At 43.8% G+C, this 11,656-nt stretch carries 12 protein-coding genes; all 12 read left to right on the top strand.

What is annotated here, in order from left to right; translation table 11 throughout:
- Nucleotides 1-179: 179 nt before the first annotated feature.
- Entirely contained in the window at nucleotides 180-1,418 is a 1,239-nt protein-coding gene (gene glyA / locus RDS42_RS07305; protein WP_308783057.1) for a serine hydroxymethyltransferase, read from the top strand.
- Between the two features lie 122 nt (nucleotides 1,419-1,540).
- Complete coding sequence (locus tag RDS42_RS07300) at nucleotides 1,541-2,743, top strand: divalent metal cation transporter (RefSeq protein ID WP_308783056.1); 1,203 nt, start codon at nucleotides 1,541-1,543, stop codon at nucleotides 2,741-2,743.
- Nucleotides 2,744-2,822: 79 nt separating this feature from the next.
- A complete protein-coding gene (gene pxpB, locus RDS42_RS07295) occupies nucleotides 2,823-3,551 on the top strand; it encodes a 5-oxoprolinase subunit PxpB (RefSeq protein ID WP_308783055.1) in 729 nt (242 codons plus the stop codon).
- A gap of 1 nt (nucleotide 3,552) precedes the next feature.
- Nucleotides 3,553-4,557, top strand: a complete 1,005-nt coding sequence (locus tag RDS42_RS07290; RefSeq protein WP_308783054.1) for a biotin-dependent carboxyltransferase family protein — start codon at nucleotides 3,553-3,555, stop codon at nucleotides 4,555-4,557.
- Between the two features lie 42 nt (nucleotides 4,558-4,599).
- Nucleotides 4,600-5,040 carry an acetyl-CoA carboxylase biotin carboxyl carrier protein gene (gene accB / locus RDS42_RS07285; RefSeq protein WP_308783053.1) on the top strand — a complete coding sequence of 147 codons (441 nt, stop codon included), beginning with the start codon at nucleotides 4,600-4,602 and terminating at the stop codon, nucleotides 5,038-5,040.
- A gap of 22 nt (nucleotides 5,041-5,062) precedes the next feature.
- Complete coding sequence (accC, locus tag RDS42_RS07280) at nucleotides 5,063-6,409, top strand: acetyl-CoA carboxylase biotin carboxylase subunit (protein WP_308783052.1); 1,347 nt, start codon at nucleotides 5,063-5,065, stop codon at nucleotides 6,407-6,409.
- A gap of 13 nt (nucleotides 6,410-6,422) precedes the next feature.
- Nucleotides 6,423-7,190 (top strand): 5-oxoprolinase subunit PxpA, encoded by a 768-nt coding sequence (locus RDS42_RS07275; protein WP_308783051.1) that lies wholly within the window; start codon nucleotides 6,423-6,425, stop codon nucleotides 7,188-7,190.
- 181 nt (nucleotides 7,191-7,371) lie between these two features.
- The gene (locus RDS42_RS07270) at nucleotides 7,372-8,280 is read left to right on the top strand and encodes an FAD-dependent oxidoreductase (protein ID WP_308783050.1); all 909 of its coding nucleotides are present in this window, start codon (nucleotides 7,372-7,374) and stop codon (nucleotides 8,278-8,280) included.
- A gap of 14 nt (nucleotides 8,281-8,294) precedes the next feature.
- Nucleotides 8,295-8,597 carry a thioredoxin gene (trxA, locus tag RDS42_RS07265; protein WP_177275764.1) on the top strand — a complete coding sequence of 101 codons (303 nt, stop codon included), beginning with the start codon at nucleotides 8,295-8,297 and terminating at the stop codon, nucleotides 8,595-8,597.
- A 21-nt stretch (nucleotides 8,598-8,618) separates the two neighbouring features.
- Nucleotides 8,619-10,292 carry a B12-binding domain-containing radical SAM protein gene (locus RDS42_RS07260; RefSeq protein WP_308783049.1) on the top strand — a complete coding sequence of 558 codons (1,674 nt, stop codon included), beginning with the start codon at nucleotides 8,619-8,621 and terminating at the stop codon, nucleotides 10,290-10,292.
- Between the two features lie 113 nt (nucleotides 10,293-10,405).
- The gene (locus RDS42_RS07255) at nucleotides 10,406-11,059 is read left to right on the top strand and encodes an AIR synthase-related protein (protein WP_308783048.1); all 654 of its coding nucleotides are present in this window, start codon (nucleotides 10,406-10,408) and stop codon (nucleotides 11,057-11,059) included.
- Nucleotides 11,053-11,547: a tRNA (cytidine(34)-2'-O)-methyltransferase gene (locus RDS42_RS07250; RefSeq protein WP_308783047.1), complete on the top strand. Its 495-nt coding sequence runs from the start codon at nucleotides 11,053-11,055 to the stop codon at nucleotides 11,545-11,547. Before RDS42_RS07255 ends, RDS42_RS07250 begins: the two co-directional genes overlap by 7 nt.
- The last annotated feature ends 109 nt before the right edge of the window (nucleotides 11,548-11,656 follow it).

Here is an 11,656-nt window from a genome sequence, read left to right as displayed (position 1 = left end):
AATATATCACAAATAGTCAAAAAAAACTTAACAAAATTGCAAAATCACCATAAAAATTTTTCTGGTGCGGACAAATGTCTTTTGTGCGTTGACATACAAGGGAGATTCAGGTATAATTTCATTTAGTGATTTTCCTGAGGGAAAGGAAAATCAAAAGATGCATACAAGGAGGATGGATCATGTATTCATTAGGAGAAATTGAAAAAGTTGATAAAGAGATTGCAGAGCTGATCGAGGCAGAGGTAGAACGTCAGAATTCACACATTGAGCTGATCGCATCAGAAAACTGGGTAAGTAAGGCGGTTATGTCTGCGATGGGAAGCCCATTGACAAATAAATATGCAGAGGGTTATCCGGGAAAAAGATTTTACGGCGGCTGCGGCTGTGTAGATGAGGTGGAAACGCTTGCTATTGAAAGAGCAAAGGAACTTTTTGGCTGTGAATATGCAAATGTGCAGCCGCATTCCGGTGCGCAGGCGAATATGGCTGTTTTCTTTGCCATGCTGAAACCGGGAGATACTGTTCTGGGAATGAATCTGGCACACGGCGGGCATCTGACACATGGAAGCCCGGCGAATATGTCCGGTATGTATTTCAACGCAGTTTCTTATGGTGTGAATGACGATGGCGTACTTGATTATGAGGAAATCAGACGTATTGCCCTGGAATGTAAGCCGAAACTGATTGTTGCAGGAGCCAGCGCCTATGCAAGAATCATTGATTTTAAAAAATTCCGTGAGATCGCCGATGAAGCAGGGGCTTATCTTATGGTAGATATGGCACATATTGCAGGTCTTGTTGCAGGTGGACAGCATCCAAGTCCCATTCCTTATGCAGATGTAGTGACAACCACAACACATAAAACTTTACGGGGACCAAGAGGTGGTCTGATTTTAAGCAGTGCGGAAAATGCAAAGAAATTTAATTTTAATAAAGCAGTATTTCCGGGAATACAGGGCGGCCCTCTGATGCATGTGATCGCATCAAAGGCAGTATGTCTGAAAGAGGCTCTTCAGCCGGAATTTAAAGAATATGCCCGTCTTGTTGTAGAAAATGCACAGGCACTGTGTAATGGCCTTCAGAAGAGAGGCGTGGATATTGTATCAGGAGGAACGGATAATCATCTGATGCTGGTAGACCTTAAAAATCTGGGAGTTACCGGCAAAGAGATGGAAAATCTTCTGGACGAGGTAAACATCACCTGTAACAAAAATACAATCCCCAATGATCCGCAGTCTCCATTTGTAACAAGCGGCGTTCGTCTGGGTACCCCTGCTGTTACCTCCAGAGGAATGAAACCGGAGGATATGGATGTGATTGCAGAGGCGATTTCACTAATGCTGAAAAGCCGTGATAATAAAGAACAGGCAAAAGCACTTGTAAAATCTCTGACAGATAAATATCCACTGGCAGGTTGAACAAATAAATCTTGTTCGTCAGTTGAAATTATGTTATAATAGTAGAGCAGTTTGGTAAAGAAAGCACTCTGCGCAGGCAGAGTGCTTTCTTTATAACATTAAAACAAAGAGGAGGAAAGAAGATGAGTGACAAAAAGAAAAACGGAGGAGCCCTGCTGGGCGCTGCTTTTCTGATGGCAACCTCTGCGATCGGTCCCGGATTCCTGACTCAGACATCCAAATTTACCAGTGACTTTCAGGCAAGTTTTGGATTTGTTATTCTGGTATCCATTATCCTGGCAGCAGTGGCTCAGATGAATATCTGGAGAGTGCTCTGTGTGACCGGACTGAGAGGACAGGAGGTTGCGAATAAAGTACTTCCGGGTCTGGGATATCTGGTTGCTTTTATGGTTGTTTTGGGCGGTCTTGTATTTAATATCGGAAATGTAGGCGGAGGAGCACTTGGTTTTAATACTCTCCTTGGCATTCCTACAAAAGTCGGTTATGTGCTTGCAGGTGCGGCAGCTATCCTGGTATTTCTTTCAAAAAATGCAAAAGGTGCTATGGATACGCTTACCAAAATACTTGGAGCAGTTATGATCGTAGTAATCTTTATTGTAATCATTGTTGTAAAGCCTCCGGTAGGTTCAGCAATCAAAAATACCTTTGTTCCTGATGCCGGCGTACAGGCTCTGATACCGGCGATCATTACGCTGCTGGGCGGAACTGTTGGCGGATATATTACCTTTGCCGGCGCTCACCGTCTGATCGATGCGGGAATCACAGGAGAAAAGAATCTGAAGGAAATTAATAAAAGTTCTGTTATGGGTATCGGAATCGCTACTATCGTGCGTATTTTCCTGTTCCTGGCAGTGCTTGGTGTTGTTGTAAAAGGCGCTTCGCTTGATCCGGCTAATCCGGCAGCAGATGCGTTTAAGCAGGGAGCAGGACAGCTGGGATATCGTTTTGCAGGTCTTGTGCTTCTTTGTGCGGCAATCACATCTATTATTGGAGCAGCGTATACCTCTGTTTCATTTTTAAAGACCTTTCATCCGGCCATTGAAAAAAATGAAAACTGGGTGATCATTGGGTTTATTGCAGTATCCACACTTGTCATGCTGCTTCTTGGAAATCCGGCAACACTTCTTGTTGTGGCAGGTGCTCTGAACGGACTGATCCTTCCGATTACTTTGGGAATCTGTCTGATCGCATCAAAGAAGAAGTCTATTATGGGTGAGAATTATCATCATCCGACCTGGCTTCTGGTACTTGGAATTATTGTAGTCATCATTTCCGCTTATCTTGGAATCACAACCTTTGTATCAAATCTGGGAAGTCTGTTCTAAGAAGCGTAAGGAGGGAGAAAGGTGTGATCAGAGAAGGATTGCACCTTTTTCTGTTAACCAGAAATTTTAGGAGAAAAATATGCAGAATATCAGAATTTTAACAGCGGGAGATTCCTCCCTTTTGATTGAGTTCGGAAAGGAAATTAGTCCGGAAATCAATCGTAAAATCGCCGCAACCATCCAGCTTATGAAGGAACAGCATATAGAAGGCGTGGTGGACATAATTCCGGCTTTCTGTTCTCTTTTGATCAATTACGATCCCCGCGTGATCTCATATGAAGAAATCAGAGAAAGAATGAAAGCACTGGTGCGGGTAGATGCAAAAGCGGGAGAAACAAGAAAGAGGATTTTTGAAATACCGGTATGCTACGGCGGAGAATACGGACCGGATATTGCAAATATTGCAGAACACGCAGGTCTTTCTGAGGAAGAGGTGATCCGTGTCCATTCCTCCAGAGATTATCTGATCTATATGCTGGGATTTCTTCCGGGATTTACCTATCTGGGCGGTCTGGACGAGAGACTTCATACTCCCCGTTTGGCAAATCCCAGGATTCGTATCCCGGCAGGAAGCGTGGGCATAGGTGGTTCCCAGACGGGAATTTATCCTTTGGATTCGCCAGGAGGATGGCAGCTTATGGGAATGACTCCTGTAAAAACCTACGATCCTTCCAGGGAAATGCCTATCCTTGTAGAAGCGGGCGATTATATCCGATTTGTTCCGGTAGATGAAGCGGAATATTTTCGTATAAAAGAAGCAGTAGATCGTGGAGAATATCAGTGTACAGTTCACGAGGAAGAGGTGTAAAATGGGAATTCGTATTTTAAAAGGCGGAATGATGACCACTGTGCAGGATCTGGGGCGTACCGGATATCAAAGCCAGGGATTTTCTGTGGCAGGTGTTATGGATGTGCGCTCCTTTAAGATCGCAAATCTTCTTCTGGATAATCCAGAAAACGAAGCGGTTCTGGAGTTCACACTTATCGGACCGACGCTGGAATTTACTTCCGCTACGATCATAGCCATTACCGGCGGAGATTTTCATCCGCAGGTGAATGGAGAACCGGTACCTATGTATACGGCGTTGTACATGAATAAAGGGGATATCCTGCAATTTGGAAGTGCCAGAACCGGAAGCAGAGGGTATATTGCATTTTCAAGTTATCTTGAGATCCCGGTAGTTATGGGAAGCCGCTGTACTAATATGAAGAGCAGCATTGGAGGCTTTAAAGGAAGAAAGCTGCAGGCTGGAGACTATATGAATTTCCGGATCAAGAGACGTTATCTTCCGTTCTTTCTTTCCAGAAAACTGGAGCCAGAGAATTTTGACCAGGATTCAGCGGAGATACGTGTAGTCATGGGTCCGCAGGATGATCTGTTCAGCAGACAGGGGATCGAAACATTTTTGAATCAGGAATATACCGTAACAAGTGATTTTGACAGAATGGGCTGCAGACTGGAAGGACCGTTTATTGCTCCAAAGGAAACTTCAGATATTATTTCTGATGGAATTGCCTTTGGATCTGTTCAGGTTCCTTCACATGGGAAACCGATCATTCTTCTTTCAGACAGGCAGACTACAGGAGGATATGCAAAGATTGCAACGGTAGCTTCAGTAGATATTCCAAAGGTTGTCCAGAGAAAGACAGATCACAAGATCCATTTCAGGGCAATCACAGTACAGGAGGCACAGGAACTTTATCTGAAGGAAATCAAAGAGCTGGATGCCATGAGAAACATCATCCATCAGCCATGTAAGGAGGTTCTGGACTGCCGTCTGGTTGCCAAGAGATTGATGAAATTATTTGAATAAAAAGGAATTTTAGAAAAATATCATAGAAAAGGAGATACAGGAATGGATTTAGAAAAGATTGAAGGACTGGTTAAGATTATTGAAAATTCTTCTCTGACAGAGTTTACCATAAAAGAAGGCGATTTGAAGATTACCATGAGTAAGCTGGATCATCCACCGGTAGTAGCAGCAGGAATGCCTGTGGCACCGGCTCCGGCAGTATCTGCAGAAGCACCAACAGCAGAAGTGGAAGAGGCGGATGAAAAGCTGTTTATTACTTCTCCGATCGTTGGAACGTTTTATTCTGCTCCGGCACCGGATGCACCTGCCTTTGTAAAAGTGGGAGATCAGGTGAAAAATGGGCAGACCGTATGTATTCTTGAAGCAATGAAGCTGATGAATGAGATCCAGAGTGATTTTGACTGTGAGATAGAGGCTGTTCTGGTAAGTAATGAGCAGAAGGTAGAATATGGTCAGCCTCTGTTCCGTGTAAAGAAATTATAAGAGCCGGAGGGAGGCGTGAATATTGTTTAACAAAATTTTAATCGCCAACCGGGGTGAGATCGCTGTCCGTATTATACGTGCCTGCAGGAATCTGGGAATCCGAAGTGTGGCAGTTTATTCAAAGGAAGATGCCAAAAGTCTCCATGTGCAGCTGGCAGACCAGAGAATCTGCATCGGAGAAGGTCCTGCAAGGAACAGCTACCTGAATATGGACCGTATCATTCAGGCTGCCAGAAATATGGGAGCGGACGCTATTCATCCGGGATTTGGTTTTTTATCTGAAAACAGTGAATTTGTGCGAAGATGTAAGGAAAATGGAATTACTTTTATTGGTCCTGACGCAGATGTCATAGACAAAATGGGCAATAAATCGCAGGCAAGAAAGACAATGATGGAGGCGGGGGTACCGGTAGTGCCTGGAACAAAGGAGCCGGTGTACGATGCTGAGACAGGTCTGAAGCTTGCAAAAGAAATCGGGTACCCGGTTATGATCAAAGCTTCCTCCGGAGGCGGCGGAAAGGGAATGAGAGTAGCTGCTTCTGAAGATGAATTTGAATTCCAGTTTAATGTGGCACAAAGAGAATCTGCCAATGCTTTTGGTGATGATACCATGTATATTGAAAGATTTGTGGAAAATCCACGTCATGTGGAAATTCAGATCATGGCGGATAATTTTGGCAATGTAGTTGCGTTGGGAGAAAGGGACTGTTCAGTACAGAGAAACCATCAGAAGCTGATTGAGGAATCTCCGTCTCCGGCTATTACGGAAGAAATCAGAGAAAAGATGAATCAGTATGCAGTTCTTGCGGCAAAAACAGTAAATTATACCAATGCAGGAACCATCGAGTATATAGTAAGTCCCAAGGGTGAATTTTTCTTCATGGAAATGAATACCAGGATACAGGTGGAGCATGGAGTTACAGAAATGGTTACCGGTACTGATCTTATCATCGAACAGATTCGTGTTGCCATGGGACTTCCGTTAAGTTTTAACCAGGAAGATGTCAGACTTCGGGGCCATGCTATTGAATGCAGGATTAATGCGGAGATTCCGGAGAAAAACTTTATGCCAAGCCCGGGAGTGGTGCAGCATCTGCATCTTCCGGCCGGAAATGGCGTCCGTGTGGATACGGGGCTTTATACAGGCTATTGTATTCCATCAGAATATGACTCCATGATAGCAAAAGTGATCGTTCATGCTCCGGACAGAGAGGCAGCTCTTCAGAAGATGCGCTCTGCTCTGGATGAAATGCTGGTTGTGGGGGTAGAGACAAATCTGGATTTCCAGTATCAGATCATGAAACATCCGGTATTCTGTGAAGGAAGAGCAGATACAGGTTTTATTGAAAATTTAATGCATATCAAATAGGAGTGATGTTTATATGTTTAGAGTTGATTTGAACTGTGACCTGGGAGAAAGCTTTGGAAATTATACAATTGGAAATGATGATAAGGTAATTCCTCTGATCACATCTGCAAATGTTGCCTGCGGATATCATGCCTCCGATCCGGTTGTGATGGATCAGACCCTTGCTATGGCAAAAGAGGCAGGGATCCGTATCGGTGCTCATCCGGGATTTCCGGATCTTATGGGATTTGGAAGAAGAAATTTAAGTGTAAGCCCGGCGGAAGCAAAGGCATATGTGCTGTATCAGCTGGGAGCGCTGGATGCTTTTTGCAGAGTGCATGGAATGAAAATGCAGCATGTAAAGCCACATGGAGCTCTTTACAATATGGCTGCAAAGGATTATGAGCTTTCCAGAGCTATCTGTGAGGGAATACAGGAATTTGATCCGCAGCTGATCGTTCTGGCTCTGTCCGGCGGAGAACTTGCCCGTGCGGCAAAAGACATGGGACTTCGTACGGCACTGGAGGTTTTTGCAGACCGTGCATATGAGGAAGATGGTTCTCTTGTAAACCGCCGTAAGGAAGGGGCCATGATCACAGACGAAGATCTGGCAGTTGCCCGTGTAGTACGGATGGTAAAAGAGAAAAAAGTTACAGCTGTTACAGGTAAGGATATTCCAATTCAGGCAGACTCCGTCTGTGTTCATGGAGACGGCGCAAAGGCCCTTGCTTTTGTGGAAAAAATACGCAGGGTTCTGACTGAGGAGGGCGTGGAGATCTGCGCTCTTGACAGGATCGTGTAAATGTGAGATAAAATAAGACAGAACCACCGTAAGCTGTGAGGACACAGATGATCCGGAGGAACTGTCTTATTTTGTATGCTTTGTTCAGTATGTCAAAAATCAGGAAAATGTGACAAGGTCACGGAATCTTTTTTGATAAGGTGTATACTATAAATTAGTAAGAAAGCAGGTGATAAGAAATATGGAAAAAGTTGTTATCATCGGTGCAGGACCGGCGGGAATCTCGGCGGCACTTTATACGGTCAGGGGAAATATGGATCCGCTGGTGATCCATACCGGGATCGGTGCACTGGAAAAAGCAGAAAAGATAGAAAATTATTATGGCCTGGAACGTCCTTTGTCCGGACAGGAGCTTTTTGATACGGGGATTGCTCAGGCAAAAGCGCTGGGAGTCCGTATTCTGGAGGCGCAGGTGCTGGGAATTTCCGGATTTGATACGTTTACCGTAAAGACCACGGCCGGAGATATTGAGACAGAAAGCGTGATTCTTGCCACCGGAGGGAAGCGGGCGGCGCCGGCGATTCCGGGAATCCGGGAATATGAGGGCAGAGGCGTAAGCTACTGTGCTGTCTGCGATGCATTTTTTTACAGAGGCAGAGAAGTAGCTGTTCTGGGAAACAGTGATTTTGCGCTTCATGAAGCAGAAGAACTTAAAAATGTGACACCTTCTGTTACCATCTATACAAATGGGGAAAAACCGGAATTTTCCAGGGAGCATTCTATTGCAGTTAATACCATGAGGATCCAGTCCATTGAAGGAGAACAGACTGTTTCCGGGCTTCGGATGGAAACAGATGTGAGTGTTCAGGAAGAAGGAGAACAGAAAGTTTCTTTTTATCCGGCAGACGGCATTTTTGTTGCTCTTGGCACAGCAGGCAGTACGGAGATTGCCCGTCAGATGGGCGCAGAGTTAACTGAAAAAGGCAATATTAAAGTAAACGAAAACATGGAAACAACCATTCCGGGATTATTTGCGGCAGGAGACTGTACAGGAGGTCTTTTACAGATTGCCAAGGCAGTTTATGAGGGAAGCGTGGCTGGTATTCATGCAGGAAAATATGTTCGTAGAAGAAATGCAGGTAAATCATAAAGGAGGATATGACTATGGAGATTACTTTAACAACACAGAATTTTGAAAATGAGGTATTAAAATCTGAGAAACCGGTACTGGTGGATTTCTGGGCAACATGGTGCGGTCCCTGTATGCGTCAAGCGCCGATTGTGGAGGAACTGGCAGCAGAGGGATATTCCGTAGGAAAGGTTGATGTGGATCAGCAGCCGGCTCTGGCTCAGCAGTATGGGGTTATGAGCATCCCGACTCTGATCGTATTCAAAAACGGAAAAGAAGACAGTCGTGTGGTAGGTCTTACCGCCAAAAACGACCTGATCCGTCTTCTTGGCGAATAACGGGTACAGGGAGTCTGGGCAATGAGAATATTACTGGCGGCATGTAATGCCAAATACATTCACTCCAATCCGGCAGTGTATGATCTTAGGGCATATGCATCCCGATTTAAAGAATCTATACTCCTTGGGGAGTACACTATCAATCAGACAAAGGATGAGGTTCTGAAGGATATTTACAGGAGCGGAGCTGAAGTAGTGTGCTTTTCCTGCTATATTTGGAACATCTCTTATATTAAGGATCTGATTTATGATCTTAAGAAAATACTTCCGGGTACGGCCTTCTGGGTCGGAGGCCCGGAGGTTTCTTTTGATGCGGAGAAACTGCTGAAAGAGCTTCCGCAGCTTACCGGAGTTATGGTAGGCGAAGGCGAGGAGACTTTTCTGGAGCTTGCTGTTTATTATATAGAAGGAAAAGGTACGTTGGAACAGATCAGAGGAATTGCTTATCGTAACGGAGAGGAAATCTGTCATAATGGATGGAGAGAGATTATGGATCTCAGTAAAGTTCCGTTTGCTTATGAAAAAACAGAAGATTTTACTAATCGGATCATTTATTACGAAAGTAGCAGAGGATGCCCTTTTTCATGCAGCTACTGTTTGTCATCTATTGACAAGAAACTGAGATTCAGAGATCTTTCTCTGGTAAGAAAGGAACTTCAGTTTTTCCTGGACCGGAAGGTTCCTCAGGTGAAATTCGTGGACAGGACCTTTAACTGCCGTCATGATCATGCCATGGCAATATGGCAGTACATACAGGATCATGACAATGGGGTGACGAATTTTCACTTTGAGATATCTGCAGATCTTATCAGGGAAGAAGAACTGGAGCTGATGAGTCATATGAGACCGGGACTGATCCAGCTGGAGATTGGTGTGCAGTCAACAAACTCAGAAACAATCCAGGCGATCCATCGGACTATGAATTTGGAAAAACTGAAAAAATCAGTGGCTCGAATAAAAAGTTATGGAAACATTCATCAGCATCTGGACCTGATCGCCGGACTTCCTTATGAGGATTACGAAAGTTTTCGAAATTCTTTTAACGATGTTTATGGTATGGAACCAGATCAACTTCAACTGGGGTTTCTGAAGGTTTTGAAAGGGTCATCCATGTACCAGGAAGCAGAAAAATATCAGATCCTTTATAAAGACAGAGAGCCTTATGAGGTTCTTTGTACCAGATGGCTTTCTTATAAAGATATTTTGCGGCTGAAAATGGTGGAAAGTATGGTGGAAGTGTATTATAATAGTGGTCAGTTCCAGAATACACTTAACTGGCTGGTCAGTGCCTGGTCCTCGCCCTTTGATTTTTATGAAAGTCTGGGAGAATTTTATGAGGAAAAAGGATACGGGGAGATTTCGCATTCCAGAATCCGTCGTTATGAGATCCTTCTGGAGTTTATCCGCGAAAAAACTTCTTTCTCTGAGAGTCTGGCTTCACAGTATATGATTTATGATCTTTATCTGAGAGAAAAGCTGAAAAAGCGTCCCTCTTTTGCCTCTGATCAGAAGCCATATGAGAAAATAATCTGGGACTACAGGAAAGGCCGGAAAATTCCAAAAACTGCTCATATTGAGGTTTTTGGAGAGGAGCAGGCAGTACTGTTTGATTATGAACACAGAAATCCGCTGACCAATAATGCAGCGGCACAGGAAATCTGTCTTACAGAGACAGAGATAAATAAAAAGAGGTGACAAAAATGGGAATGTTTGATCCGAAAAAACGTAAAGTTATTACCGCAGTGATCGCAGTGATACTGGTTCTTGCCATGGTTGTTCCAAGCATTTTGTCTATTCTGGTGTAAGTTATGAGACTTGGACAAAAGGCAATGGAAGCTCTGCGGGCAGAGGTCACAGGGATTTTAAAAGAAGGCGACGAACTTGTGATTGCTGGAGATATTGCTCTTGGCGGAACTGCGTTTATCGTAGAAAAAGAAAAAGAATTTCTAAGACAGTATTTTTCTGAGGGATTTCTTTGGGATGCATGGAGAGGTCCCTCTCTTTATGGTGTTTCCAGGAATATGATCGAACATCAGAAGACTATGGAAATGGATGCCTTTTATTCATTGGGAGAAGGCGGTGTTCTGGCTGGTTTGTGGAAAATGGCTGAGGCTTCTGAAATAGGACTTTTTGCAGATCTTCGTAAGATACCTGTTCGCCAGGAAACCATAGAGATCTGTGAGAGATTTAACCTGAATCCTTATAAGCTTCTTTCAGAAGGAAGTATTCTGGTCGGTACCATAAAAGGAGAAGAACTGGTACAGTATTACTCTGAACAGGGAATTCCTGCAGCGGTGATCGGAAAAGCAGTAAAAGGTAACGACCGTATCCTGCGTAGCGGAGAAAATGTCAGATATCTGGAACGTCCCTCTCAGGATGAGATCACCAAGTTTGCATGGGGAGAAAAATGGAAAAATTCCGGAAGAATACCGGGAAAGAAAAAGGAGACAGAAGAATGCTGAATATTGTACTCCATGAGCCGGAAATTCCGGCCAATACGGGAAATATAGGAAGAACCTGTGTGGCTACAGGCACACGGCTCCATCTTATTGAGCCATTGGGATTTATGTTAAATGAGAAAGCTATAAAAAGAGCCGGAATGGATTACTGGAAGGATCTGGATGTGACTACTTACCTGAATTATGAAGATTTTCTTCAGAAAAATCCAGGCGCAAAGATTTATTATGCCACAACAAAGGCTCCTCAGACTTACACAGAGGTATCTTATGAGGATGATTGTTTTATTATGTTCGGAAAGGAAAGCGCCGGAATTCCAGAGGAAATTCTTCTGAATAATCAGGAGACATGTGTCCGCATTCCTATGATCAATGATATTCGTTCTCTGAATCTCAGTAATTCAGTGGCAATTGTTCTTTATGAGGCTCTTCGTCAGCATGATTTCAGCCATATGCAGCTGGGAGGACATCTGACAAAATATGACTGGAAATAAATAGTATTTGCAGAAAAAGGAATTTTAATGATTATTTTCTGCAGATGAGAGATAAAAAAACAGGCAGATTGAGTATGGTATTTTTACCGTATTTAAGCTGCCTGTTTTT

The sequence above is a fragment of the uncultured Blautia sp. genome, assembly GCF_902497045.1.
Taxonomy (GTDB): domain Bacteria; phylum Bacillota; class Clostridia; order Lachnospirales; family Lachnospiraceae; genus Blautia_A.
The sequence above is the reverse complement of the archived record's forward strand: the minus strand, read 5'-3'. Positions and strand labels throughout refer to the sequence as shown.

Bases quoted from the DNA above. Each gene is read 5' to 3' on its own strand.
- glyA (WP_308783057.1), top strand. From the start codon at position 180: ATGTATTCATTAGGAGAAATTGAAAAAGTTGATAAAGAGATTGCAGAG.
- RDS42_RS07300 (WP_308783056.1), top strand. From the start codon at position 1,541: ATGAGTGACAAAAAGAAAAACGGAGGAGCCCTGCTGGGCGCTGCTTTT.
- pxpB (WP_308783055.1), top strand. From the start codon at position 2,823: ATGCAGAATATCAGAATTTTAACAGCGGGAGATTCCTCCCTTTTGATT.
- RDS42_RS07290 (WP_308783054.1), top strand. From the start codon at position 3,553: ATGGGAATTCGTATTTTAAAAGGCGGAATGATGACCACTGTGCAGGAT.
- accB (WP_308783053.1), top strand. From the start codon at position 4,600: ATGGATTTAGAAAAGATTGAAGGACTGGTTAAGATTATTGAAAATTCT.
- RDS42_RS07275 (WP_308783051.1), top strand. From the start codon at position 6,423: ATGTTTAGAGTTGATTTGAACTGTGACCTGGGAGAAAGCTTTGGAAAT.
- RDS42_RS07270 (WP_308783050.1), top strand. From the start codon at position 7,372: ATGGAAAAAGTTGTTATCATCGGTGCAGGACCGGCGGGAATCTCGGCG.
- trxA (WP_177275764.1), top strand. From the start codon at position 8,295: ATGGAGATTACTTTAACAACACAGAATTTTGAAAATGAGGTATTAAAA.
- RDS42_RS07260 (WP_308783049.1), top strand. From the start codon at position 8,619: ATGAGAATATTACTGGCGGCATGTAATGCCAAATACATTCACTCCAAT.
- RDS42_RS07255 (WP_308783048.1), top strand. From the start codon at position 10,406: ATGAGACTTGGACAAAAGGCAATGGAAGCTCTGCGGGCAGAGGTCACA.
- RDS42_RS07250 (WP_308783047.1), top strand. From the start codon at position 11,053: ATGCTGAATATTGTACTCCATGAGCCGGAAATTCCGGCCAATACGGGA.